The 25,628-nt window shown below is 53.9% G+C and carries 24 protein-coding genes and 1 riboswitch; of the genes, 9 read left to right on the forward strand and 15 right to left on the reverse strand.

The window, feature by feature from the left end; all coding sequences use genetic code 11:
* Positions 1 to 49: 49 nt before the first annotated feature.
* Complete coding sequence (locus IV04_RS00725; RefSeq protein WP_037403255.1) at positions 50 to 475, reverse strand: DUF1249 family protein; 426 nt, start codon at positions 473 to 475, stop codon at positions 50 to 52.
* Positions 476 to 1,108, reverse strand: coding sequence for an ADP-ribose diphosphatase (gene nudF, locus IV04_RS00730; protein WP_037403254.1), 633 nt, complete (start codon positions 1,106 to 1,108; stop codon positions 476 to 478).
* Positions 1,109 to 1,382: 274 nt separating this feature from the next.
* Between nudF and tolC the strand changes: the two genes are divergently transcribed.
* Positions 1,383 to 2,774: an outer membrane channel protein TolC gene (gene tolC, locus IV04_RS00735; protein WP_051916507.1), complete on the forward strand. Its 1,392-nt coding sequence runs from the start codon at positions 1,383 to 1,385 to the stop codon at positions 2,772 to 2,774.
* 68 nt (positions 2,775 to 2,842) lie between these two features.
* Here tolC and IV04_RS00740 read toward each other — a convergent pair whose 3' ends face one another.
* Entirely contained in the window at positions 2,843 to 3,280 is a 438-nt protein-coding gene (locus tag IV04_RS00740) for a GyrI-like domain-containing protein (protein WP_051916510.1), read from the reverse strand.
* A 290-nt stretch (positions 3,281 to 3,570) separates the two neighbouring features.
* On the opposite strand from IV04_RS00740, the gene IV04_RS00745 reads away from it, so the two are divergent.
* On the forward strand, positions 3,571 to 4,230 hold the full coding sequence (locus IV04_RS00745) for a DUF1190 family protein (protein WP_037403252.1): 660 nt from the start codon (positions 3,571 to 3,573) through the stop codon (positions 4,228 to 4,230).
* 3 nt (positions 4,231 to 4,233) lie between these two features.
* Positions 4,234 to 5,394 (forward strand): glutathionylspermidine synthase family protein, encoded by a 1,161-nt coding sequence (locus IV04_RS00750; RefSeq protein WP_037403251.1) that lies wholly within the window; start codon positions 4,234 to 4,236, stop codon positions 5,392 to 5,394.
* Positions 5,395 to 5,443: 49 nt separating this feature from the next.
* Here the strand turns inward: IV04_RS00750 and ygiD are convergent, their stop codons facing one another.
* Positions 5,444 to 6,226, reverse strand: coding sequence for a 4,5-DOPA dioxygenase extradiol (gene ygiD / locus IV04_RS00755; protein WP_037400548.1), 783 nt, complete (start codon positions 6,224 to 6,226; stop codon positions 5,444 to 5,446).
* Between the two features lie 407 nt (positions 6,227 to 6,633).
* Here ygiD and zupT point away from each other — a divergent pair, with 407 nt between their 5' ends.
* Positions 6,634 to 7,401 carry a zinc transporter ZupT gene (zupT, locus tag IV04_RS00760; RefSeq protein ID WP_037400546.1) on the forward strand — a complete coding sequence of 256 codons (768 nt, stop codon included), beginning with the start codon at positions 6,634 to 6,636 and terminating at the stop codon, positions 7,399 to 7,401.
* 47 nt (positions 7,402 to 7,448) lie between these two features.
* On the opposite strand, the gene ribB is transcribed toward zupT, so the two are convergent.
* Entirely contained in the window at positions 7,449 to 8,102 is a 654-nt protein-coding gene (gene ribB, locus IV04_RS00765; RefSeq protein WP_037400544.1) for a 3,4-dihydroxy-2-butanone-4-phosphate synthase, read from the reverse strand.
* Positions 8,103 to 8,213: 111 nt separating this feature from the next.
* A riboswitch (FMN riboswitch) is annotated at positions 8,214 to 8,374 on the reverse strand.
* A gap of 128 nt (positions 8,375 to 8,502) precedes the next feature.
* On the opposite strand from ribB, the gene IV04_RS00770 reads away from it, so the two are divergent.
* Positions 8,503 to 8,778, forward strand: a complete 276-nt coding sequence (locus tag IV04_RS00770; protein ID WP_037400542.1) for an accessory factor UbiK family protein — start codon at positions 8,503 to 8,505, stop codon at positions 8,776 to 8,778.
* A gap of 28 nt (positions 8,779 to 8,806) precedes the next feature.
* Here IV04_RS00770 and yjeH read toward each other — a convergent pair whose 3' ends face one another.
* The 4 genes from yjeH to IV04_RS00790 form a co-directional block, all read right to left on the reverse strand.
* The gene (gene yjeH, locus IV04_RS00775) at positions 8,807 to 10,054 is read right to left on the reverse strand and encodes an L-methionine/branched-chain amino acid transporter (protein ID WP_037400540.1); all 1,248 of its coding nucleotides are present in this window, start codon (positions 10,052 to 10,054) and stop codon (positions 8,807 to 8,809) included.
* An 18-nt stretch (positions 10,055 to 10,072) separates the two neighbouring features.
* Positions 10,073 to 11,503 (reverse strand): bifunctional D-glycero-beta-D-manno-heptose-7-phosphate kinase/D-glycero-beta-D-manno-heptose 1-phosphate adenylyltransferase HldE, encoded by a 1,431-nt coding sequence (hldE, locus tag IV04_RS00780; protein ID WP_037400538.1) that lies wholly within the window; start codon positions 11,501 to 11,503, stop codon positions 10,073 to 10,075.
* Positions 11,504 to 11,572: 69 nt separating this feature from the next.
* Positions 11,573 to 14,410 carry a bifunctional [glutamate--ammonia ligase]-adenylyl-L-tyrosine phosphorylase/[glutamate--ammonia-ligase] adenylyltransferase gene (gene glnE, locus IV04_RS00785; protein WP_037400536.1) on the reverse strand — a complete coding sequence of 946 codons (2,838 nt, stop codon included), beginning with the start codon at positions 14,408 to 14,410 and terminating at the stop codon, positions 11,573 to 11,575.
* Between the two features lie 50 nt (positions 14,411 to 14,460).
* Positions 14,461 to 15,768 carry an inorganic triphosphatase gene (locus tag IV04_RS00790; RefSeq protein WP_037400534.1) on the reverse strand — a complete coding sequence of 436 codons (1,308 nt, stop codon included), beginning with the start codon at positions 15,766 to 15,768 and terminating at the stop codon, positions 14,461 to 14,463.
* Positions 15,769 to 16,045: 277 nt separating this feature from the next.
* Here IV04_RS00790 and IV04_RS00795 point away from each other — a divergent pair, with 277 nt between their 5' ends.
* Complete coding sequence (locus IV04_RS00795; RefSeq protein WP_037400532.1) at positions 16,046 to 16,663, forward strand: TIGR04211 family SH3 domain-containing protein; 618 nt, start codon at positions 16,046 to 16,048, stop codon at positions 16,661 to 16,663.
* A gap of 115 nt (positions 16,664 to 16,778) precedes the next feature.
* Entirely contained in the window at positions 16,779 to 18,014 is a 1,236-nt protein-coding gene (locus IV04_RS00800) for a multifunctional CCA addition/repair protein (RefSeq protein ID WP_037400530.1), read from the forward strand.
* Between the two features lie 49 nt (positions 18,015 to 18,063).
* On the opposite strand, the gene lldD is transcribed toward IV04_RS00800, so the two are convergent.
* From lldD to folB, 5 genes are all read right to left on the reverse strand, one after another.
* On the reverse strand, positions 18,064 to 19,206 hold the full coding sequence (lldD, locus tag IV04_RS00805) for an FMN-dependent L-lactate dehydrogenase LldD (protein ID WP_037400528.1): 1,143 nt from the start codon (positions 19,204 to 19,206) through the stop codon (positions 18,064 to 18,066).
* Positions 19,207 to 19,222: 16 nt separating this feature from the next.
* The gene (gene lldR / locus IV04_RS00810) at positions 19,223 to 19,993 is read right to left on the reverse strand and encodes a transcriptional regulator LldR (protein ID WP_037400526.1); all 771 of its coding nucleotides are present in this window, start codon (positions 19,991 to 19,993) and stop codon (positions 19,223 to 19,225) included.
* Positions 19,990 to 21,645: an L-lactate permease gene (lldP, locus tag IV04_RS00815; protein ID WP_037400524.1), complete on the reverse strand. Its 1,656-nt coding sequence runs from the start codon at positions 21,643 to 21,645 to the stop codon at positions 19,990 to 19,992. The genes lldR and lldP overlap by 4 nt, the downstream gene beginning before the upstream one ends.
* Before the next feature lie 252 nt (positions 21,646 to 21,897).
* Positions 21,898 to 22,722, reverse strand: coding sequence for an undecaprenyl-diphosphate phosphatase (gene bacA, locus IV04_RS00820; protein ID WP_037400522.1), 825 nt, complete (start codon positions 22,720 to 22,722; stop codon positions 21,898 to 21,900).
* Between the two features lie 147 nt (positions 22,723 to 22,869).
* The gene (folB, locus tag IV04_RS00825; RefSeq protein ID WP_037400521.1) at positions 22,870 to 23,229 is read right to left on the reverse strand and encodes a bifunctional dihydroneopterin aldolase/7,8-dihydroneopterin epimerase; all 360 of its coding nucleotides are present in this window, start codon (positions 23,227 to 23,229) and stop codon (positions 22,870 to 22,872) included.
* Positions 23,230 to 23,336: 107 nt separating this feature from the next.
* Between folB and plsY the strand changes: the two genes are divergently transcribed.
* Positions 23,337 to 23,975, forward strand: coding sequence for a glycerol-3-phosphate 1-O-acyltransferase PlsY (gene plsY, locus IV04_RS00830; RefSeq protein ID WP_037400520.1), 639 nt, complete (start codon positions 23,337 to 23,339; stop codon positions 23,973 to 23,975).
* Between the two features lie 30 nt (positions 23,976 to 24,005).
* Here plsY and tsaD read toward each other — a convergent pair whose 3' ends face one another.
* Entirely contained in the window at positions 24,006 to 25,019 is a 1,014-nt protein-coding gene (gene tsaD / locus IV04_RS00835) for a tRNA (adenosine(37)-N6)-threonylcarbamoyltransferase complex transferase subunit TsaD (protein WP_037400519.1), read from the reverse strand.
* A gap of 302 nt (positions 25,020 to 25,321) precedes the next feature.
* Between tsaD and rpsU the strand changes: the two genes are divergently transcribed.
* A complete protein-coding gene (rpsU, locus tag IV04_RS00840; protein WP_001144069.1) occupies positions 25,322 to 25,537 on the forward strand; it encodes a 30S ribosomal protein S21 in 216 nt (71 codons plus the stop codon).
* The last annotated feature ends 91 nt before the right edge of the window (positions 25,538 to 25,628 follow it).

Consider the following 25,628-nt stretch of genomic DNA (forward strand, 5'->3'; position numbering starts at 1 on the left):
CGAGGACTCACGAGCTTGCCGCCTGGTTGCAACTTGAAATCCAAGGGTATTACATAACCGGAACCGCCACCGCTCCATGCGCCAAACAATAGCGCAACCAATCAGCAAGAAACTGGTTAATTTGATGCTTTTCGTCACGTTGATGCAACTTTTTATTCGGATAATCATAACGCGCTTTAAAGCGGTAGATCTGCTGACTGGAACACACTTCCGCAACCATCGCGTCAAAATATAACCGCACCGTCATGGCAGGCAGGCTCCAGTAGCTGACCGCAGGCGCAATCTGTTCAATCTCAACCAGCGCGGTATAACGCGTCGATTCAACAATCGTCAGACGATAACTGGCGCCGCTCACCTGATAAGTCACAGTTTCACCTACTTCGTCGTTGCGTGGCAGCAAACGGCGCAATTGTGCGAAATTGGTTTCACACAATCTCATCATTTCCGGAAAATCAGGGGGATAGCGCTTTTGCATTTAGTCGACCCACTCTACTTTGAGCGATTCATGGTGCAACTCCAGCCATTGCAGTGCAATCACTGAGGCAGCATTGTCAATCACACCCTCTTCAACCCAGCGGTAAGCCTGTTCACGACTGACCACATGGACACGGATATCCTCATTCTCTTCCTCCAATCCATGGATCCCTTCTGCCGTCAGAGCATTAACCTCCCCCACCATGATCGATAAGCGTTCACTGGTGCCGCCCGGGCTTGCCAGATAACTCAGCACCGGCTTGCAACGCCCAACCACAACGCCCGCTTCCTCCAACGCTTCACGGCGGCAAACCTCTTCAACACTTTCATCAGGTTCGATAATCCCTGCCACCATTTCCAGCAACCAAGGCGAAGCAGCAGTGTCGATCGCCGCAATGCGCAACTGTTCAATCAAGACCACTTCATCCCTTACTGGGTCATAGGGTAGCAGCACTGCCGCATGGCCGCGCTCAAAAATCTCACGTTTTACCTCACCGCTCATCTCACCATTGAACAAACGATGGCGAAACCGATATAAATTAAGTGAAAAAAAACCACGATATAGCGTCTCACGTGCAATAATTTCTACATCGTTTTCATCAAAAGTAACGGGTGAAGGCTGCAAACGGTTCATCAAGCAAATTCTCCTGTGTAAGTATGCCGGTAAAATAAACTGTTTTGATGACAGAAACGGCAGGGTCATCTTCTCCGGCTTTGTGATAGATTGTTAACCATGATATCAGGTGATATGTGTGCAAACAGTCAACGTAGCGCCCTGAAAGGTAAAAGTTCTGTGAGATGGCACATTAAGCCAACTTAAGCCATCAACGCACTCTGCTAGAATCGGCAATTATTTCGTCTATCGTCAGCGCTAACATAGCAATATTGCTGCACAACAAGGAATGCAAATGAAGAAACTGCTCCCCCTTCTTATCGGACTGAGCCTGAGTGGCTTCAGTGCAATGAGCCAAGCAGAAAATCTGTTACAGGTTTACAAACAGGCAAGGGAAAGTAATCCTGATCTGCGTAAAACGGCGGCTGACCGTGATGCGGCGTTTGAAAAGATCAGTGAAGCACGCAGCCCATTACTGCCACAGCTTGGATTATCTGCCGGTTACACCCATACCAACGGTTTTCGTGATGCAAACGGCGTCAACAGCAATGCCACCAACGGCTCCCTGGGGCTGACCCAGACCATTTTTGATATGTCTAAATGGCGCACGCTGACACTGCAGGAAAAAACCGCCGGTATTTCAGATGTCACTTACCAGACCGCATCGCAAAAATTAATCCTTGATACCGCAACCGCCTACTTTAACGTGCTGCAGGCGATAGATTCGCTGTCTTATGTTCAGGCCAACAAACTGGCGGTTTACCGTACTCTGGATCAGACCACCCAGCGCTTTAACGTCGGGCTGGTGGCGATTACCGACGTGCAGAACGCCCGCTCCAACTACGACACCGTGTTGGCCAATGAAGTGACCGCGCGTAACAATCTGGATAATGCAGCAGAAAGCCTGCGCCAGATCACCGGTACTTTCTACCCGGAACTGGCTTCGCTGAATACGAACAAATTCAGCACCCAGCGCCCGGATGCGGTGAATAACCTGCTGAAAGACGCCGAGAAACGCAACCTGAGCCTGCTGTCTGCCCGCTTAAGCCAAGACCTGGCCCGTGAACAGATCAAATCAGCCCAAACCGGCTATATGCCAACCATTGACGTTAACGCGTCTACCGGTATTACCAATACCAGAAACAGCGGTTCCAACAATCCCAATCCAGGCACTAGGGATAATGGTCAAAATCAGGTCGGTGTCAGTTTAAATCTGCCGCTGTATAACGGTGGGGTTACCAACTCACGGGTGCAACAGGCGCAATACAACTTCGTCGGTGCCAGCGAGCAGTTGGAAAGCGTGCACCGCAGCGTAGTACAGACCGTGCGTTCTTCTTTCAACAACGTCTCGGCCTCTGTCAGCAGCATCAACGCCTACAAACAGGCGGTCGTTTCTGCTCAGAGCTCACTGGATGCGACTGAAGCGGGTTACGAGGTGGGCACCCGTACCATCGTCGACGTGCTGAATGCTACCACCACGTTGTATAACGCCAAGCAGCAGCTTTCCAGCGCGCGCTATTCCTATCTGATCAATCAGTTGAACATCAAGTCTGCACTCGGCACGCTGAATGAAAACGATCTGATGGTGATGAATGGCGTGTTAGATAAGCCTGTCTCGACGTCTCCAGACCTGGTTGCACCAGAGAGTACGCCAAAATCTGCTAGCGGCAGCACATTGCGTAACTGATTGGCGTCGCTAGCATTATCAGCTCAGGGCTCGGCAATGCCGGGCCCGTTTTTTTATGCTCTAGCTTGCTATTTGAGCGGTATCATGAGCTCCACATGGCATTGGTCTGATGCCTGATGCCATATTTTATAGCGTTCTAGCGTTGGTAAATCACTCTGTGTGTACCCAGTTGGCAGGCCCCGTTCCTTGAGCATTTCCCAGGTTTTTCTCAACAGTTCCTCAGAGATTTTACCCTTTACCTCGAGCAGTAAAAAACGGGTAGCGGGATATTCATAGCTCTCAAATCCATCAACGCTCGGGCTTTCAACGCCAGCCATGTAATCGTTCCACCCGCTGGGGCTAAAACCAAAACAAAGCCCAATGTCACAATCTTTGCCTGCCAATGCTTCCAGCTTCTGTTTACTGCCGTCTGATTTGATCAGATCCCAAACACCACCGCCATCGGGAACCACTTTGCGAATACCAATAATCGTAAATGCTTTTTTATCAACCAGATGAACATCCATGCTATCCCCCATTGCTTACCCTGTAACCCGTTTACGCACCAGTCATTGCGTCTAGGCTCACCGAACACCGTTGGCGAACTGTAGAAAGTTTAAGCATTACAAGTTGCATCATGGTGCTTATATCAAGCTTTCTCCTGCCGTAAAGCGAACTGACGCACATCGCAACGTATAACTGCGTAAAGAGTGGATTCTATAGGTGTTTTCGCTTTAATTGTGACCATCTTTCCCCTATCCTTACGGCCTACTACTGGGTAAGGGCGAATACAGCCCAAATGATGGGATTACTAACGATGAAACGGACAAAAAACATCAACCGAGATACATTCCGCAAATCCTGGCGCGTTGCGCCCGTGGCTTTGGCGATCAGCGCAGTCTTTATGCTGGCCGGCTGCGAACAGGCGGATGAAACGGTTTCTCTTTATCAGAATGCCGACGATTGTTCGCGCGCTAACCCTTCAATGAGCGAGCAATGCACCACTGCGTATAACAATGCGCTGAAAGAAGCAGAAAAAACTGCGCCGAAGTATGCCACCCGTGAAGATTGCGTTGCCGAATTCGGCGAAACGCAATGTGCACAATCTCAGGCTCCTGCACAGGCAGGTATGGCCGCAGAATCGCAAAGCAGCGGCAGCATGTGGATGCCTTTGATGGCAGGCTACATGATGGGCCGTATGATGGGCGGTTCAGGCTTCGCCCAGCAACCGTTGTTCACCTCTAAAAACGGTGCCAGCCCGGCAAGCGGCAAGTTTGTTGATGCTACTGGCAAGAGCTATGGCCCGGCAACCGCAGGTGGCCGCACCATGACCGTACCGAAAACCGCCATGGCCCCGAAACCCGCCGTCACCAACACCATCACCCGTGGTGGTTTCGGTGAAAGCGTTGCCAAGCAAACCAGCATGCAGCGCAGCAGCGCCACTTCCAGCTCCAGCTCTCGCAGCATGGGCGGTTAAGGCATGAAACGCGTTGCGATTACCGAGCGCCCGGACTGGCGCGAAAAAGCCACTGAATTTGGTTTTCAGTTCCACACCATGTACGGCGAGCCGTACTGGTGTGAAGACGCTTACTATCAGTTCACTCTGGCACAGATTGAAGAACTCGAAAACGCCACCGCAGAGCTGCATCAAATGTGCCTGCAAGTGGTAGAAAAAGTGGTCAACAGCGACGAGTTGATGACCAAGTTCTGTATTCCCAAGCATACTTGGGATTTCGTCCGCAGCGCTTGGCGTACCAATCAGCCTTCGCTGTATTCACGCCTCGATCTGGCTTATGACGGCATCAATCCGCCCAAGCTGTTAGAAAACAACGCCGACACGCCCACTTCGCTCTATGAAGCAGCCTTTTTCCAATGGCTGTGGCTGGAAGACCAGATCAACGCTGGCAAGCTGGATCCAGAGTCCGATCAGTACAACAGCCTGCAAGAAAAACTGATCGAGCGCTTTGGCGAGCTGCAAGCCCATCACGGCTTTAACCTGCTGCATCTGGCCTGCTGCCAAGATAGCGAAGAAGATCGCGGCACGGTGCAATATCTGCAGGATTGTGCGCTGGAAGCTGGGCTGCCGACCGAATTCCTGTTTATGGAAGAGATCGGCCTCGGCGAGAAAGGCCAGTTTACCGATCTGCAAAACCAGGTCATCGGTAACCTGTTCAAGCTCTATCCGTGGGAATTCATGCTGCGCGAAATGTTTTCCACCAAGCTGGAAGACGCTGGCGTGCGCTGGTTAGAACCAGCATGGAAAAGCATCATCTCCAACAAGGCACTGTTGCCATTGCTGTGGGAAATGTTCCCTAATCATCCAAACCTGTTACCGGCTTACTTTGCGCAAGACGATCATCCACCATTGGATCACTACGTCACCAAACCGCTGTTCTCACGCGAAGGGGCAAATATCCAGATCGTGCAAAACGGCCAGGAAGTCGCGCGCGTCGAAGGGCCATACGGCGAAGAAGGCATGATTGTGCAGCAATTCCATCCACTGCCACAGTTTGAAGGTAGCTATACGCTGATCGGTAGCTGGCTGGTTAACGATCAACCCTGCGGTATCGGCATACGGGAAGATCGCGAGTTGATCACCCAGGATCTGTCACGCTTCTACCCGCATATCATCCTTGGCTGATCGTGCGTTGCAATAAATTGGGCGTAACACTCGATTACGCCCAATCATATTACCCTACCTGCACCGAAAGCATGCTCAATGCCCCCATTTCAATGCCATCGACCGGGATTGAGATGGGTTCTTTGCCGTTCCACCCCCCCAGTACATACAGCAATGGCAGATAATGTTCCGGTGTCGGATTCGACAGCGCCGCACCTTCATGCTGCATAAAGTTCACTAATGGATGATGTTCCCCCTGATAATTCAGGTTCTCGCGCACGTACTGGTTAAATGATTCCGCCCACGGGTACGGGCTGGCATTCCCCTGCCACTTCACCATCCGCAGGTTATGCACCACGTTGCCGCTGGCAACGATCATGATGCCCTGATCACGTAATGCCGCCAGCTTGCGCCCCAGTTCATAGTGGTACTGGGCGGGCTGAGTCCCATCAATACTGAGCTGCACCACTGGAATATCCGCTTGCGGGTACATTTTTATTAACACGCCCCACGTGCCGTGATCCAATCCCCATTCACCGGTATCTGCACCCACTTCGATCGGGGCCAGCAAGGCCTGCAATTGCGCCGCTAATTCAGGTGATCCTGGGGCCGGATACTGGGTATCAAACAACGCCTGAGGAAAACCGCCAAAGTCGTGAATAGTTTTTGGATGTACCATCGCCGTCACGGCAGTCCCCCGGGTATACCAGTGGGCAGAAACCACAACGATCGCTTTCGGGCGTGGCAACTGTTCACCCAACGCACGCCATGCCTGGGTATAACGGTTCTCTTCCAGCACGTTCATCGGGCTACCGTGACCAAGAAAAAGTGCAGGCATACGAGAGATGTTCATAAGTTATCCTTTGGTTAGCGTAATACTCTTGATGCTGACTACATTACGCCCTTTATTTTCGGGAAACAGCCGGATAACCATGATGATGATCTTCAATAAATTTGAATGGCTAGAACAATATACCCAAAATAATTCAGGTTGCTTGTAGGCGGCAACTGAATGACAAACCGGTCAAAGACCGGTTTGAACAGCGCTTGCGCTGGCCCGTAGGGTGAGCCTCATTTATGAGGCTCATAAGCCCCAGGAGCTTACTCAAGTAAGTGACTGGGATGAATGAAGGAAGCCAACACCCAAGCAACTTGAAGTATGACGGGTATAGAAGTAATCGGCCAAATCAGCTCGATTTATACCTTTACTCTGTTAGTATCAGAACATAAACAATAATCATTAGCGTAAAGGAAATTATCTTGTCAGTACCGCTGATTCTGACCCTGCTGGCCGGTGGCGCAACCTTTGTTGGTGCCCTGTTCGGTATTATTGGGCAGAAACCTTCCAACCGTCTGCTGGCGTTTTCCCTCGGTTTTGCCGCAGGTATTATGTTGCTGATTTCTCTGATGGAAATGCTACCTGCCGCATTGCATACCCCGGGGATGTCACCGATGCTCGGCTACGGCATGTTCATGCTCGGGCTACTGGGTTACTTTACGCTCGATCGCCTGCTGCCACACCAACACCCACAGGATCTGGTACAAAAACCGATCAAACCGCACAACCTGAAGCGCACGGCGGTGTTGTTGACTCTGGGGATCAGCCTGCACAACTTCCCTGAAGGCATCGCTACTTTTGTCACTGCCAGCGCCGATCTGGAGCTTGGCATGGGGATTGCGTTGGCCGTCGCGATTCACAATATTCCCGAAGGGTTGGCTGTTGCCGGGCCAGTATATGCAGCCACCGGCTCCAAGACCAAGGCGTTGCTGTGGTCTGGGATCTCTGGCCTGGCGGAGATTCTGGGGGGCGTTATGGCCTTCCTCTTGTTGGGCCCGATGATTTCACCGGTAGTCATGGCATCGATTATGGCAGCGGTAGCAGGGATTATGGTGGCACTGTCGGTGGATGAGCTAATGCCGCTGGCAAAAGAGATTGATCCGCACAATAACCCAAGCTATGGCGTGCTATGCGGTATGGCAGTGATGGGATTCAGCCTGACGCTGCTGCAAAACGGCGGAATAGGTTAACCAGAAAAAGCCGCGACACGCGCGGCTTTTTAGCTCTTTTCAGCAAATCAGCTGGCTTTTCTTTCCTGCGCCTGGCGGTAGGCCACCAGATCTTCGATGGTCAAGACCACCATGTCGTGTTGTCTGGCAAACACAATCACTTCCGGCGCATGTGCCATGCTGCCATCATCGTTGGTCAGTTCACACAACACACCGGCAGGTTTGAAACCGGCCATTGAGACCAGATCGATCGTTGCTTCGGTATGGCCCCGGCGGCTCAGCACACCACCCGGCTGGGCACGTAGTGGGAACACATGGCCTGGGCGGCTTAGGTCGCTTGGTTTGGCGTTATCGGCAATAGCGGCACGAATGGTCGTCAGGCGATCGGAAGCTGACACACCGGTCGTCACGCCCTTTGCCGCTTCGATGGTTACGGTGAACGCCGTCTGAAACTGGCTGGAGTTGTTGGTGACCATCATCGGCAGCTCAAGCTGCTGGCGGCGATCTTCGGTGATGCACAGGCACACAATACCGCTGCCGTGGCGAATGGTCAGCGCCATCTGCTCAACGGTCATGGTTTCTGCGGCGAAGATCATATCACCTTCGTTTTCACGGTTTTCATCATCCAACACCATCACACCGCGCCCATTGCGCAGTGCATCGAGCGCGCGTTCAACGCGTTCTGCTGGCGTGCCGAAATCTGAAAGTAGGGTCTGATTCATGGTAAAAAAACCTCATTAATATTATGGATTACCAGAACCAGGGCTAGCTTGAGGAGTGACTATCACAATAGCCGAAAAAATAACGCAAGCGGGCATAAGCCCGACAGGTGTCGTTACTCTCTCCCATCCGGACTATAACCGTCGGCCCCGGAATTACACCGGATCTGCTGACCTCTAACCTCCCTCAAGAGAGAAGTTGAGCGCTCGCGGGCTTTCACCGTAGAAGATGATTTACCGCCGGTGGGGACTTTCACCCCGCCCTGAGAATAAGCCTCTCGACTATAGCGCCATCACCCTTGTCTTTCAAGCCACGGCTGCTAGATGAAGAGTATGGGTTTATCCGGCGGGCAACTCGCATTACACTAGGCTCCAGCCACCCAATATCAGAAAGGGAAATGCCATGATTGACCCGAAAAAAATTGAACAGATCGCACGCCAAGTACAAGAATCTCTGCCTAAAGGCGTACGGGAATTCGGGGAAGACGTTGAGAAAAAAGTCCGTCAGGTACTGCAATCGCAACTGACCCGTTTGGATCTGGTTAACCGCGAAGAATTCGACGTGCAGACCCAAGTGCTCTTGCGTACCCGTGAGAAGCTGGCGTTGCTGGAACAGCGTTTGTCCGAGCTGGAAGGCAAACTGAATACCGCACCCACTGCCAAGCCAGAAGACGAATAAGCCTGACCAAGGGCGCCGCAGCGCGCCCTTACTCCTTCCTGACAACCACCTGCACCCGGCGTGGCAACACCAGCCAGATCAGCACCAGCATCACTAATGCATACAGGCTTTTCCAGCCGATGATCACCAGCAGCAACAGGCACAGTATTGAACCCATCACCGCCATCAGCCGCGCACGGCCCTGCAGGATCCGGCAACCGGCCAGCATACACAGCAGGTAAATCAGCACAAAGATCCCATTGGCATACACCAGCAGAGTATCAAGCGGCAGATTCAGGGTATAAATCAGCAGGGTGAAAGCCAGGCAGCAACCGACGACTGCACTCAGGGCATTCACCGGCACCTGGCCTGCAGAAAGCTTAGCCAGCGCGCTTGATGGCCTGGCCTGCGACCACACCAGGCGGGCAAAACTTTGGGTATAGATATTCACGCTGGCAAAACAGGCCAGATAACCGATGATGCAGGCAATCCACAACGCACTTTCACCAAACAGTTGTACCACCACGCCGGGCAACGAAGCCGCAGCGGCGCGATCGGCACCATAGGCATGAAAGTGCAGCACCGCCACGGTGCAACCCCAGTAAACCGCACCGGCTACCAGCATGCCAATCAGCAGCGCACGCGGGAAGTCTCGCTCAGAATTACGGAATTCGGTAGCAAGGTGGGCGAATGCTTCCAGCCCGACGAAGCACCAAAACATCACGGCCAAAGCGTGGAACATATTGGGCCTGGAAATCTCATTGATCACAGGCCAAGGGATCTGCGCAGGCGTAATGCCACCTCGCCACCAGATCGCCACCACCAGCAGAACAACCAGAATAGCGATCAACGTCTGGATATTGGCGCTAGAACCCGCGCTACGCGTGCCAAGCAGCCAGACCACCACCAGCGTGGCGATCTGCACCAGCAGCAAACCGTTGGCGCTCCAGCCGAATGCCGATTGCCAGAAACCTGCCGCAATTTGCAATGCGGCGGGCAACCCCACGGGGATCACCGAGAGAAACAGCCAGCCGGTCACTTTCGCCATGCGCGGCCCGAAGGCCATGCCGACAAAATGCGCCGCCCCACCCGCACTGGGAAAGTGGCGGCCTAACGCTGCAAAGGCGATAGCAATCGGGAACACCAGCGCAAGTAATATCGGCCAGGCCCACAGGCTGTCATTGCCTGCGACCTGCGCTGCCAGTGCTGGCACGGCAAATACACCCGTTCCCAGCAGCGAAGTGGACAACAGCCCAACGCCCTGCGCCAAACTCAGATCCTGTTTCAGTCCACTCACGCTAAGCCTTATTGAGCGTTAATCACGCCCATCTTTGATGGCCTTGATGATGTTGGTTGTTGATAACCCATCTTCAAAGTTCAGCACTTTCACTTCACCGCCGTTGGCCCAGACTTCGGCACTGCCAGCAATGTCCTGCGGTTTGTAGTCACCGCCTTTGACCAGTAAATCAGGCAAAACGTCGGCGATCAGGCGCTGCGGTGTATCCTCTTCAAACGGTACCACCCAATCCACTGCCCCTAATGCTCCCAACACGATCATACGGTTTTCCAACGGGTTGATCGGACGGGTTTCCCCTTTCAGGCGTTTGGTGGAGGCATCGCTGTTAACGGCGACGATCAGGCGATCGCCCAATTTGCGGGCATTCGCCAGATAAGAAACGTGCCCAGCATGCAGAATGTCAAAGATGCCGTTAGTCATCACCACTTTTTCACCGCGCTGCCGCGCCTGCGCCACAGCTTTTTTCAGCTCGGCTTCGGTCATGACGCCAAAACCGGTCTCGGCACGTCCACGAATGGCGTTTTCCAGCTCGATGGGGGAAACGGTTGAAGTGCCCAGCTTACCGACCACCACCCCTGCCGCCGCATTGGCCAGGAAGCACGACTCTTCCAGCGTGTTGCCTGCCGCCAGAGCGGTGGCCAGCACGCCAATCACCGTATCACCGGCACCGGTAACATCGAACACTTCCTGCGCCTGCGTCGGCAAATGCAACGGGGCACAACCCGGCTGCAGCAGCGTCATCCCTTGCTCGGAACGGGTCACCAGCAAAGCAGACAGTGCATAATCTGCCACCAGTTTCATGCCACGCTCAACCAACTCCTCTTCATTTTTACAATGGCCGACTACCGCTTCGAATTCGGACAGGTTTGGCGTCAGCAGCGTCGCGCCACGGTAACGCTCAAAATCGGTGCCTTTCGGATCGATCAGCACTGGCACCTTTGCCGCACGTGCCAGGGCGATCATCCCCTGCACTTTGCTTAATGCGCCTTTACCGTAGTCCGACAGCACCAGTGCGCCAATCTGCGGCAGTGCCTGCTGAATGCGCTCCAGCATCGGTTGCGGATCGACGTTAGAGAACCCTTCTTCGAAATCAAGGCGGATCAACTGCTGGTTGCGAGAAAGCACGCGCAGCTTGGTGATAGTCGGATGCGTCGGCACCGAAACAAAATCACAGCGCACGTTGACTTCGTTCAGCTTGGCGCTCAGCGCACGCGCCGCATCGTCGATACCGGTCAGCCCTACCAGGCGCGAATTGGCCCCGAGCGAAGCAATATTCATGGCAACGTTAGCCGCACCACCGGGACGCTCTTCGATAGTATCCACCTTGACCACCGGCACCGGTGCTTCCGGTGAAATACGGCTGGTCGGCCCATACCAATAGCGATCCAACATGACGTCACCAACCACCAACACACCGGCGCGGCGAAAATCAGGCAGTGTAACTTTCATCCGATAACTCCAAACAAGTCGTAAAAATAAATTCGGCAAATATTACCATAGCGGCAGGTAATAACCCGGTTAACTTAACCATTTCTTCCAACTGGCACGCACCTGCTCACGCTCAGCCATAAACCGCTCATTACTGACCTTGCTGGAATGCTCCTGCAGTGCCAGATGGTGAATTTCATCGCGCATCGCGACGTAAGCCTGAGTCAATGCGCGGGCTTCTTCCTCCGGCATGAGATCGTAATTAGCCATCAGTTCAAAGATGCGCACGTTATCTGACCAACGCGTCAAACGGGGCTCTTCGCTCGCATAGCGTAAAACCAGATATTGGGCGATAAATTCGATATCGGTGATACCATCTTCGTCCGCTTTGATATCAAACAGATCGCGCTGTTTGCTACCTAAATGGTTGCGCATTTTCTCACGCATCTCGCGCACTTCCTGTTGCAGTTTTTCTGCTTCACGCGCTTTGCATAAAATCTCGTGGCGAATGGCATCAAACTGCTGATGCAGCGCCGGATCGCCATACACGATGCGCGCGCGCACCAGCGCCTGATGTTCCCAGGTCCAGGCTTCGTTACGCTGATAATCGGCGAAAGCCTCAACGGTGCTGACCAGCATCCCCGCCGCACCGGAAGGGCGCAGACGCGCATCCACTTCATAAAGAATGCCGGAAGAAGTACGGGTGCTGAACAGATGCATCACTCGCTGGGCCAGGCGCAGATAGAACTGACGGCCATCAATACTGCGTGCGCCATCGGTCATCACTTCCGGTGGGCAATCAAGCAGGAACACCAGATCGAGATCGGAGCTGTAACCCAACTCCCATCCCCCCAGTTTGCCGTAGCCAATCACTGCAAAACCGCGCCCTTCACGCTCATGCAGATGGGTCGGCTGGCCATAACGCGCCACCATGTCTTTCCATGCCTGTTGCACCACCGCATCAATCATCGCTTCAGCCAGGTAAGTTAAGTGATCGCTCACTTTCATTACCGGCAGCGCTTCGGCGATATCCGCTGCGGCAATACGCAGTTGCTGCGCCTGCTTGAACTGCCGCAACGCTTCCAACTGCTGCTCTTCATCATCTTCGGGAACCCGCAGCCGATACTGGCGCAGTTCACTGCGATAGGCATCAGGTGCTACCGGTTGGTAAAGAGTAGAAGGATCCAGCAGTTCGTCCAGCAACAGCGGATAGCGCGCCAACTGGCTGGTAACCATTGGCGAAGCAGCACACAGGCGGATCAAATGGCTGAGCGCAGCGTGATATTCCACCAGCAATTCAAGATAAGTGGTGCGGGTAACAATACTCAGCAACAGTTGCGTCAAACGCACCAGCGCGGTGGGTGCATCGCTGCGCGGGCAGACCTCTGCTAGCAGGCGTGGCATCAACTGATCCAACACATCGCGGCCACGCGGGCCGATGGTGCGTTTATCCACATCGCGGCGGAATTCAGCGATCGTGCGCAACATTTGGCGACGAGCGTCCTCACTCAGATGCGGCGTCAACGGAGCGAGTTCGTTTTCTTCCAGTTCGTCCTGCCACAGGCTGTAATAGTGCTGATAGTTGGGATCTTCGCCCACATCTGGGCTGTCGTCGCCGATCAGTTCATCAAATACCGCACGCACCTGCTGCATATGGGCTTCCAGCGCCACCAACAGTGATGGCCAGTCAGGCTGATCCATCCCCCAAGCCAGGCGGGCCTGATCCAATGCATCCTGCGGCAATGTTTGCGTTTGCTGGTCGGCAATCGCCTGCAGCAGGTTCTCCAGCCGCCGCAAAAACAGGTAACTGGCGCTCAGATCCCCCACCTGTTGCGCGGTCAGCAACCCCAACTCGCCCACCGCCTGCAGCGTCGGCAACAATGAGCGCCCCTGCAGGCTGGGCTCACGCCCGCCACGAATCAGTTGGAATACCTGAGTGATAAATTCGATTTCGCGGATGCCGCCAGCACCCAGTTTGATATTGTCTTTCAGCCCGCGCCGCCGCACTTCGCGGGCAATCATGCCTTTCATATTGCGCAGCGATTGAATGACGCTGAAATCGATATAGCGGCGGAACACAAAAGGCCGCAAGGTGTTGCGCAGTTCCTGACTGTAGGGATCTTCAGAGCCGCCCATCAGGCGCGCTTTCACCATCGCGTAGCGTTCCCAATCACGCCCCTGCTCCTGGTAGTAATCCTCCAGCGCGGCAAAGCTCATTACCAGCGGGCCGCTGTCGCCAAATGGCCGCAGGCGCATGTCGACCCGGTAAACAAAACCATCAATAGTCTGCTGATCCAGCGCTTTGATCAGCCGCTGCCCTAAACGGGTAAAGAACTGGGCGTTATCCAGTTCACGCCTGCCACCTTGCGTTTGGCCATTTTCCGGGTAGACGAAGATCAGATCGATATCCGAAGAGAAATTCAGTTCACCGCCGCCCAACTTGCCCATGCCCAGGATCAGCAACGGCTGCGGCACCCCAGCAGCGTTGCAAGGCGTACCCCATTCACGGCAACAGGCCTGGTATAGCCAATCGCGGGCGCTGACGATCAGCGTTTCCGCCAAGGCGCTCAACTGCTGCAAGGTTTGTTCTGTGGTACAGAGCTTCTGGGCCTGCGCCCAGGCAATGCGCACCAGGCTCTCACGGCGAAACAGGCGCAGAATCTGCATCAGGTGAGTTTCGTCATGCACTTCTTCAAGTTCGTCCTGCAACCAAGCGGCATAGTGCCGCCACTCTTCAGGAACCGGTGGCTGCTGGCGCAACCTTTCCAGCCATTCAGGGTGGTTGAGCAACATGTCGCTGACAAAATCGCTCGACGCCAATACGCCCTGTTCCGTAGCGTTGGGCAGTATCCCCACGCCTTGAGCTTCCTGAAATCGCTGCACGATATTCTGTGCCTGAACCTGTAACGCAGCAGAGAGTGGCAACATAAGTGAGTGACCTGTTCTACAGCCTGCCAACAAGCAGGCCAGCAGTATAATTAACGAATTGCACCATTTAACCAGAACGGCGCATGCGATAAAGCTTGCTTGCGGCTGCCTTCATACCAGCCTTGACGGCGCTCCGCGATCGCCAGTTGCAATTCACGCCAACTGTCAATGTATGGCCCGGTTTCGCTGTCTGGGTAGGCACCGGAAAGCAACATGAAAGCCAGCACCTGACGCGTCAAACGCGGCAACTGCTCCTGATATTCATCTTCATTCAAGGAGCGCGTGAAAGCCTCTTTCAACTCGGCAGCACTGCGCCCCAGCATAATATCGCTAAAGCGCTTGAATGAACCATCCAGTTTTGCCTGCGCTTTGGCATCGACAAACGGCCGCCATGCGCCGGTAATCAGCCATGATGTGAGCGCCAACTTACATTGCAGATACTCCGCGCTATAGCACAACACCTGTGGCTTGGTGGTTTTATCCTGCAACAAGGGTTCCAGCGCCGTCAGACGGGCTCGCAGATCGGCACTGGCTTTGCGTGGCACCAAGCCACCAAAAATCACTAATGCCTGACGAATCAAGGCAATTGCCTCCATAACCGCGCGGCGGGCCTGTTTGTCACCACGCAGCCACAGTTCTTCATGATACTGCCAGTGGCTCAGCGCCAGCTCAAAAGCGGCGATCATGCCTTGTTCAACCGTGGATTTGGCGGCGGGTTGCAGCACGGTCAACGGGCGGCATTCCCGTTCGGCATTGCCTTGCGCCAGATGATAACCCCGCGCAGCTTTACTCAAGCTGCCCTGGCGTAAACCACCTTGTTCCGCCAAGGCCGTAGCCAAAGCCAGCAGATCGCTCGCCTGGCCCTGTTTCAGTTCCAGCTCAACCTCGCACAGTGCTTCGCTCATGTCACCCGCACAGACCTCGCCCTGATCGAACGCAATCTCAATCTCGCTTTCACCGTAAGTGATCACCCACTTCTCCCGCACAAAATCGGTACGGAACAGCGGTTGCAGCGCCTTTTGCAACTGTGCCAACTTGCAATCCTGCGGCCAGATCTCTGCCGGGAATTTTTTCAATGCCAACGCCGGTTTGCTGATGGCAACGTTGTATTCTGGCCGCTGATGCAAACCGCCAACCACCGAACCTGCGGTTTTGATAGTCATTTCATAACTGTCGTCAAAGCCACGAATACGCAAACCCATATCATGATTACGCAGGAAGTTATCGGCGGTTTCAAAGTAGATATTGGTCAGTTTCTGCGGTGCAAAATGCTGATGCGGCCAGGCAGCCAACCGGGTGGGGAGTGCAGCAATCGCTTCAGGAGAAACGATAAATTTCAGTTCTATTTCAACGCTCATGATTCTTTTACACCAATGGGTTAGGCATTCCTGTGGGGCTTCACGGCAGCGGAGTCGCCAGCCAAAACGGCCCGACAGCGCACAATGGCCATTATCTTACCGCGATTCCCCACGGCTTGACTCTGCTGAGTGCAGAAAAAACCTGTTACGCGGTAAAATACCGCGCAACGCACGAAATCCCTGATACTAAGACTGTCCTCATTCCAGTTTTAGCGTTGCGCCAACAGGCTGAACCCTCTACTATCGTTCCATTAATTCACCTAGAAACGATTAACTCATGCAGAAATTACGCCTGATTTACCTTGCCGTGCTGAGCTTTAGCATCACTTGGGGCGCACATGCCGAAGATAAACGCTATATCTCCGATGAATTAAATACTTACGTTCACAGCGGCCCTGGTACGCAATACCGTATTGTAGGAACGTTAAATGCCGGTGAAGAAGTCACCCTGCTGAGCGTGAATGAAAACAATACCTACGGCCAGGTCCGTGACTCTAAAGGGCGCACCGTGTGGATCCAACTGGATCAGTTGAGCCAGACGCCAAGCTTGCGCACCCAGGTGCCCGATCTGGAGCAACAGGTGAAAACCCTGACCGACAAACTGGCTAATATTGACAACAGTTGGAATCAGCGCACCGCCGAAATGCAGCAAAAAGTGGCCGCCAGCGATAGCACCATCGATGGCCTGCGCCAGGAAAACCAGGATCTGAAAAATCAGCTGGTTGTTGCCCAGAAAAAGGTGAATGCGGTTAATCTGCAGCTTGACGACAAACAGCGCACCATTATTCTGCAATGGTTCCTGTATGGTGGCGGCGTTGCGGGGGCTGGCCTGCTGCTTGGGCTGCTGCTTCCACGCCTGGTTCCGCGCCGTAAAAATAATCGCTGGATGAACTGATCGCGTTATCAGCCAAATCAGGCGCCTGCGGGCGCCATTTTTATGGCTCTCAGCATCAGTTCGCCAATTCATGTAATCTGATAAAACAAGCTACAACACGCTCAGGAGTACAACCGTGAAGATTTACCTGGTCGGCGGTGCCGTTCGCGACAATCTGCTCAATATACCGGTGGTCGATCGCGACTGGGTGGTGGTCGGGGCTACGCCTGACGATCTGCTGGCCCGTGGTTACCAGCAGGTGGGTAAAGATTTCCCGGTATTTCTCAATCCAAAAACCCATGAGGAATATGCACTAGCGCGAACAGAGCGCAAATCCGGCCAGGGTTATACCGGATTTACCTGCTATGCCGCGCCAGACGTAACCTTGGAAGAAGATCTACTCCGGCGCGATCTCACCATCAACGCCATCGCACAAGATGACGATGGTAAACTGGTCGATCCTTACCACGGCCAGGCCGACCTAGAAGCACGGATCTTACGCCACGTTTCCAACGCCTTTGGGGAGGATCCTTTACGCGTGCTGCGCGTGGCACGTTTCGCCGCCCGCTTTGCCCATCTGGGTTTCACCCTCGCAGCTGAAACCGCTGAACTGATGCAACAGATGGCAGAAAGTGGGGAACTGGCGGCGCTGACGGCGGAACGCGTGTGGAAAGAAACCGAGAAAGCGTTACAGAGCCAAAGCCCGCAGGTTTATTTTCAGGTACTGCGCGATTGTGGCGCGCTGCAGGTGTTGTTCCCTGAGATCGACGCGCTGTTCGGCGTACCCGCACCAGAAAAGTGGCACCCGGAGATTGATACCGGTGTGCATACCCTGATGACGCTGGCGATTGCCACACAGCTCAGCCCTGACGTGGATATCCGCTTTGCCGCACTGTGCCACGATCTCGGCAAAGGCAAAACGCCGCCAGAGCTGTGGCCCCATCACTATGGCCACGGCCCAGCCGGGGTCAAACTGGTTGAAGCGCTGTGCAAACGGCTGCGCGTGCCCAATCCGTTACGTGATTTGGCCAAACTGGTCGCTGAATACCACGACCTGATCCACACGGTGAACAAGCTACGCCCAGAAACTCTGTTGAAGTTGTTTGATGCCATTGATGTATGGCGTAAACCGCAGCGGCTGGAACAGATGATCCTCACCAGCGAAGCGGATGCTCGTGGCCGCACCGGTTTTGAAAACAACCCCTATCCACAGGGAGATTATCTGCGCCAGGCGTATCAGGTTGCCAATACCGTCTCGATCCAACAGGTGGTGGAGAGCGGTCTGCAAGGGTTAGCGATCCGCGATGAGGTAAAACGCCGCCGCCAGCAGGCATTGGCAGAATGGAAGAAAACGCAGGAACCGCAGGCTTAAGCTGGTTGAACTCTTCCTCTTTCCCCCCTTCAGGAAAGAGGAAGATGGCTTAAAATCCTTCCCGTACTAATGAGTCACGGCTGATTTCGGCGATACTTTTCGCCCCGGTCAAGGTCATCGCTACGCACATCTCTTTTTTGATCAGTTCGAGCAAGTTCTCAACCCCGGCCTGACCTGCAGTCGCCAAGGCATAAAGATAAGCACGCCCCAGCAGCACGCTGTCGGCCCCGAGAGCGATCATACGTACCACATCTAATCCGCTGCGTATTCCGCTGTCTGCCAGGATGGTGATATCCCCCTTCACCGCGTCGGCAATCATCGGCAATGCCCGAGCCGATGAAAGCACCCCATCAAGCTGGCGACCACCGTGGTTGGAAACCACGATGCCATCTGCACCAAAACGCACGGCATCACGCGCATCGTCAGCATCAAGAATGCCTTTAATCACCATCGGCCCCTGCCAGAAATCGCGGATCCATTCCAAATCACTCCACGAAATAGAAGGATCAAAGTTGGCTCCCAGCCAGCCGATGTAATCTTCCAAACCGGTAGGCTTACCGAGGTATGCGGAGATATTCCCCAAATCATGCGGGCGCCCGTTCAGGCCAACATCCCATGCCCAAGCGGGGCGGGTCACCGATTGCCAGTAACGCCGCAGCGCCGCATGTGGGCCACTCATGCCCGAATGTGCATCGCGGTAACGCGCGCCAGGCGTCGGCATATCCACGGTGAATACCAGGGTAGTACAGCCCGCCGCTTTCGCGCGCTCCAAAGCATTGCGCATAAATCCGCGATCTTTTAACACATACAGTTGAAACCACATCGGGCGCTTGATTGCAGGCGTGACCTCTTCTATCGGGCACACCGAGACGGTAGAAAGCGTGAAAGGGATACCTTTTTGCTCTGCGGCCCGCGCAGCCTGCACCTCACCGCGCCGGGCGTACATACCGCACAGCCCGACAGGGCCAAGGGCAACAGGCATGGATAACATTTCATCGAAGAGCTTGGTTTCCAAACTGAGCGCCGACATATTGTTCAGCACACGCTGGCGCAGCGCGACCTGCGCCAGATCTTCGACATTGCGCCGCAAGGTGTGCTCGGCGTAAGCACCACCATCAATATAGTGAAACAGAAACGGGGGCAGTTTACGTTGCGCCGCAGCGCGATAGTCGGTGGCTGCTGAGATAATCATGGATCAATCTCCCTTATTACAGTGAATTTTCATCTGGCAAACGGGTAATACGCGCCAACCTTGCCTCATCTTCATGCAGGCTTTTAATGGTGGTATGCACAAACCCCAGGTGGGATTTCGCCGCCTTGCCAGCGCGCTCGGGGTCACCGGCCAAAATAGCCTGCAGCATTTCCTCATGCTGTTCGGTCAGCCGCATAAAAATGCTCGGCACGGTATACATGCGCTGGCGGCTATGCATTACGGAGGACTGCATTAAATCGAAGAAACCGCGCATGGTTTGCAGTAAAACCACGTTGTGCGAGGCTTCGGCAATCGCCAGGTGGAAACGCACATCCGCCTGCGCTGCCAAGTCAGGGTTGTCGCTGTCCTTAAATTCTAACGTGGCGTCGAAGCAAGCCTGCAGCTTCTCTTTATCTGCTGCTGTCGCCCGCATCGCCGCATGCCAGGCGGTGCTGGCCTCAATAGCGTGGCGGGCCTCCAGAATGTCGTAGCGATAGTCAGGATCGTCAGCCACCAAGGTTCTTAATGGCTCCACGATGCTTTGCTCCGACCAAGGGGAAAGCTCGTCATAAACATAGGTTCCACCGCCGCGTCGGCTAATCAGCACTTTTTCGCTGATCAGCTTTTGAATCGCTTCACGCAAAGAAGAACGCGAAACGCCTAGCTCGCTAGCCAACTGACGTTCAGCGGGCAAACGCATGCCCGCTTCCAGTTTACGTTCCTGAATCATCGCTTTAAGGTGCTCAACCAAACGATCGGCCAAACGCAGAGGATGAAGCCTGGTCATGGGATCATCCATGTCAGCCAATACGCCTGCAGCGTAGTGATAACGCCCACCATGCAGGTGAAGATCAGGCTGTGTTTTACTGTAAAGCGGAACAGGTCTGACTCTTTGCCCACCAGGCCAACGGCGGCACAAGCGATGGCAATAGACTGCGGCGAAATCATTTTCCCGGTGACCCCACCAGTGGTATTTGCCGCCACCAGCAATACATCAGAGACGCCAATCTGCTGTGCGGTAGTCGCCTGCAGGGCGGCGAACAACGCGTTGGACGAGGTATCTGAACCGGTGAGAAACACCCCTAACCAACCCAGGAATGGGGAGAAAAAGGTGAAGGCTTTGCCAGTATGTGCCAGTGCCAACGCCAGCGTGGCCGACAGGCCGGAATAGTTAGAAATAAAGGCAAACGCCAGCACCATGCCGATCGAATAGATAGGCAGCATCAAGGCTTTTAACGTTTCTGCAAAGGTAGTGACCGCGTCTTTGGGCTTCATCCGCAGATAAATCACTGAGGCAATCGCCGCCACCATAATCGCAGTACCGGTAGCAGAGAACCAGTCGAGCTTGAACACCGCAGCATAAGGCGTGATGTCTGCCACAACTGGCGGCATTTTCGCTACCAGTTTATCCAGGAAGGGGACAGGGAAGTTGAGCACCCAATCCTGCAATACCCCACCTTTAGCAAACAATGCCTTAAACGGTGGGATGCTCCACAGGGTAACCGTCGCGGTCAGGAAAATAAACGGCATCCAGGCGCGAATAATCTGCCCTAACCGATAGTGATGCTGTACCAGTGGTTGATCGGTAACTGAGCTTTCAACGTTCTCAAAGCGGAAGATGCGTTTAGGCTGCCAGACTCGCAGAAACAGCGTCAGGCACACCAGTGAAACCAGCGAGGAGATGATATCTGGCAGTTCTGGCCCAAGAAAGTTGGAGCTGAGGTACTGCGCAAGGGCAAAGCTCCCCCCAGCCACCACTACCGCAGGCCAGGTTTCCTTAATACCGCGCCAACCGTCCATAATCGCCATAATCCAGAACAGCACGATGATCGTCAGGAATGGCAATTGACGCCCCACCATCTGGCCGATTTCGAAGCTATCTAGCCCCGTGACTTGGCCAGCGACGATAATGGGGATCCCCATAGCACCAAAAGCCACTGGCGCGGTGTTAACAATCAGGCAAAGCCCAGCCGCATACAGCGGATTAAACCCCAGCCCAACCAGCAATGCGGCGGTAATCGCCACTGGCGCGCCAAACCCGGCGGCCCCTTCCTGAAATGCGCCAAAACAGAAGCCAACGATCAGCATCTGTAAGCGTTGATCGGGAGTGATCGAAAGAATCGAAGAGCGGATGATGTCAAATTGCCCGGTTTTGACCGAGATTTTATACACGAACACCGCCGCGACAATGATCCACGCAATCGGCCATAAACCATAGAAAAAGCCATACACTACCGCCGCAATCGCACGGTCAGCGGGCATTTGGTAGAGGAATAACGCCACCAGCAGAGCAATCCCCACGGTGAGCGTTGCGGCAATGTGTCCCTTAAGTTTCAGTTTAATCAGGGCAAAAAAGAAAAACAGAATAGGCAGCGCGGCGATCAGACTCGACAGCCAGATATTGCCAATAGGATCATAAACTTGTTGCCAGGCTTGCATGCAGGTATCTCCAACGATTTTCGCCTTTACCCCACCATTTTGGTCTGACCAATCATGCCGGGTAATATAATTGATATGCAATAGTTAATTCGTTGTTAATGACATGCAATATCTCTGTACGCCTTTTTTGCCGTTCTGTGTTGAGGATTCACATTTTTTATTGATTGGTAGGACCAAATGGCGAGAAGATAAGGGGGGAATCTGAGAATAGTGGGCAGAACCCACTATTCAAGAAGAGGGCATCTCTTGCTGTTACATAAACACCATGTACACCACACCCGCGACAATAAAGCGATAAATGGCAAACGGCACAAATGAAATACGCTTGATGAGTTGCAGGAAGGTTTTAATGGCGATCAGCGCCACGATGAAAGCAGTGATAAAACCGACGGCGAACATCGGCAAGTCGCCCAGCGTCAGGAAATGCAGGCTTTTGTAGAGATCCAGCGCGCTGGCTCCCATCATCATCGGCACGGCCAGAATAAAGGAGAATTCGGACGCCGCATAACGGTTCACGCCCACCAGCATACCGCCAGAAATCGTAGAGCCGGAACGGGAAAAGCCCGGCCACAGCGCCAAGCACTGGAAACAACCGATAGCAAATGCCTGACGATACGTGATGTCGTCCAGCCCGACAGCCGATGGATTCTTCGGTTTCAGCCATTCAGCCACCAGCAACAGTACACCGCCAACGATCAACGCGTACATCACGTTCTTCGGTTCAAACAGCGATTTTATCAGGTCGTGAAAGATCAGCCCTATCACCACCGCCGGGAACATCGCCAGCAAAATATGGCCCAATTTCAGATGCCCCGCCGTTTTACCGTCATGCTCAACCGGTTTACCACCGAAATGAATGCCAATCAGGCCAAACAAACGACGCCAAAACACCACGACCACCGCCAGAATCGACCCCAGTTGGATGATCACTTCGAAGGTTTTAGCCGTGTCACCGGTAAACCCCAACCACTCACCCACGATGATCATATGCCCAGTAGAGGAAACCGGCAAAAATTCGGTTAACCCTTCAACCACCCCAAGAACAAACGCAACAAACAGTGAATGCATGTCAGCCATGATCCGGTTTTACCCCATGTCAAATTTAAGGCTCTATACCCTACTGCTCAGCTAACCGTTGAAAATAAAGGGTATAAACGTAAAAAGCGGCAGTGTTCAGTACATTGCCGCTCAGAATAACGTCTCTGAATTGCACCCAGATGACAATCAGCCACCTCGCGTGCCACGCTCAATGATCACACCAACCCGGCTGGCCTGTGCAACCGCTCCCGGCTTGCTGACCTTAATACGGACCCACGGGGATTTAAAGCGCTGCAGTAAAATTTCGGATACCTCCTCTGCCACCCGCTCCACCAGCGCAAAACGCTGCGGCTGCACATGCTGAATGATCGCATCGCTGACATCCGCATAGCTCAGGCAGTGGTTCACATCATCACTGGCCGCTGCCTGGCGGTTATCCCAAGCCATTTCGATATCGAACACCAGTTTCTGCTGTATGGTCTGTTCCCAATCATAAACGCCAATCGTGGTGATCACGGTCAGCTCTTCGATAAATACGATATCCATCACGTCATTCTCAGTTTTTGGCCCTGCCGGATACCACTTCCAGCGGAATGTGCGTATTATCCATAGATATTGCGAGTAAAACGACCATTATTAAACGGAACCGCGTTATGAGTGCTACCGCGCTTGGCATGATTATCTTCGCGTATCTGTGTGGCTCAATTTCCAGCGCGATCCTGGTTTGCCGGATCGCCAGGCTACCGGATCCGCGTCAACATGGGTCGGGAAACCCCGGTGCGACTAACGTTCTGCGCATTGGTGGCAAGCTAGCCGCAGCAACCGTGCTGGTCTTTGATATTTTGAAAGGGATGCTACCGGTCTGGCTGGCCTATGCGCTGAATGTCCCACCGCTCTACCTTGGCCTGACGGCGATCGCCGCTTGCCTCGGCCACATTTATCCGGTGTTCTTTCACTTTCGCGGCGGCAAAGGCGTTGCCACGGCGTTTGGTGCGATCGCCCCGATTGGCTGGGATCTCACCGGCCTGATGACCGGCACCTGGCTACTGAGCGTGCTGCTGAGCGGCTATTCCTCATTGGGTGCCATTGTCAGTGCGCTGATAGCTCCCTTCTACGTCTGGTGGTTTAAGCCTCAGTTTACTTTCCCGGTGGCGATGCTTTCGTGCCTGATCCTGATGCGCCATCACGACAACATCCAGCGTCTGTGGCGTGGACAAGAAGATAAAATCTGGGGGAAATCCCGCAAAAAACCAACCACTACCGCAGAACAACAAGAGAATAGAGAAGAATAATCGAGGGCCGGGGATTCCGGCCCTTAGCTTTTATACCGCAGGTAATTCCGCCAGCGGCCAACGTGGGCGCACAGACACGCCCAACTCTGGATTGGCAGCGCTTTTCAACCGTATCAGCCCTGCGTAAGCGATCATTGCCCCGTTATCGGTACAGAATTCCGGGCGGGCATAAAAGACTTCACCACCACGTTTTTTCATCATTTCCGCCAGCTTGGCGCGCAATGTGCGGTTGGCGCTAACGCCGCCGGCCATCACCAGGCGCTTAAACCCGGTCTGCTCCAGCGCGCGTTTGCATTTGATCGCCAGCGTATCCACCACCGCGTCTTCAAAAGCCCGCGCGATATCGGCACGCGTCTGATCGTCGTTACCGTTGGAGCGGATAGTATTGGCAGCAAAAGTCTTCAAGCCGGAAAAGCTGAAGTCCAGGCCTGGGCGATCGGTCATCGGGCGTGGGAAGATAAACCGCCCTTCGGTGCCCTGCTGCGCCATTTTAGACAACATCGGGCCACCGGGATAATCCAACCCCAGCAGCTTGGCGGTTTTATCGAAAGCCTCACCGGCAGCATCATCGATTGATTCGCCCAATAATTCGTATTCACCAATACCGGTAACGCTGATGAGCTGGGTATGACCGCCAGACACCAGCAGCGCCACAAACGGAAATGCCGGTGGGTTATCTTCCAGCATAGGTGCCAACAAATGGCCTTCCATATGATGCACCGGCACCGCTGGCACGTTCCAGGCAAACGCCAGCGCACGGCCAATGGTGGCCCCCACCAGCAAAGCCCCTACCAGGCCTGGGCCGGCGGTATAGGCCACACCGTCGATGTCTGCGGCGGTCAGGTTTGCTTCTTTCAAGGCTGCCTGAATCAGCGGCACGGTTTTACGCACGTGATCGCGAGAAGCCAACTCCGGCACCACGCCACCGTAATCGGCGTGCAGTTTCACCTGGCTGTAAAGCTGATTGGCCAATAAACCGGCTTGTTCGTCATACACTGCAATCCCGGTTTCATCGCAGGAGGTTTCTATACCCAGTACTCGCATTACATTTCCCATCATTCACATGCGGCCGCCAGTCTAGCATAATTACGGCCATTTACCGCCACTGTACGCTAAGTTGATGATGCGCAAAGCAGCAGCCAAGGCGATTAAAAACGAGCAATTCTCCCCGATTAGTCTATAATCCGTGGCCGATGCATAATTGCGCGAGTTTGCCGAAACGCGGCATGTTTCAATTTGCTATGGTGCTTTACAAAGCAGCATCCATTGAAGTAAAATTCCGCACCATTTTGAAAAGGCTGGCGCTTGGCCAGCAGCAAACCGAATTCTATTGAGGTGAGAGGCACATGCCGGTAATTAAAGTACGTGAAAACGAGCCATTTGACGTTGCTCTGCGTCGTTTCAAACGCTCTTGCGAAAAAGCGGGTGTTTTAGCTGAAGTTCGTCGTCGTGAGTTTTATGAAAAACCAACTACCGAACGTAAACGCGCTAAAGCTTCTGCTGTAAAACGTCACGCGAAGAAATTGGCTCGCGAAAACGCACGCCGCACTCGTCTGTATTAATCCTTCGGGGGTAACCCCACCGCGTGATTTTTTCTTTTCCAAGAACACGCAGACTGAGTAGTTGCATACGAAGGCCGTGCTTTCCGTAAGG

It is taken from the genome of Serratia sp. Ag1 (assembly GCF_000743355.1).
GTDB lineage: Bacteria > Pseudomonadota > Gammaproteobacteria > Enterobacterales > Enterobacteriaceae > Chania.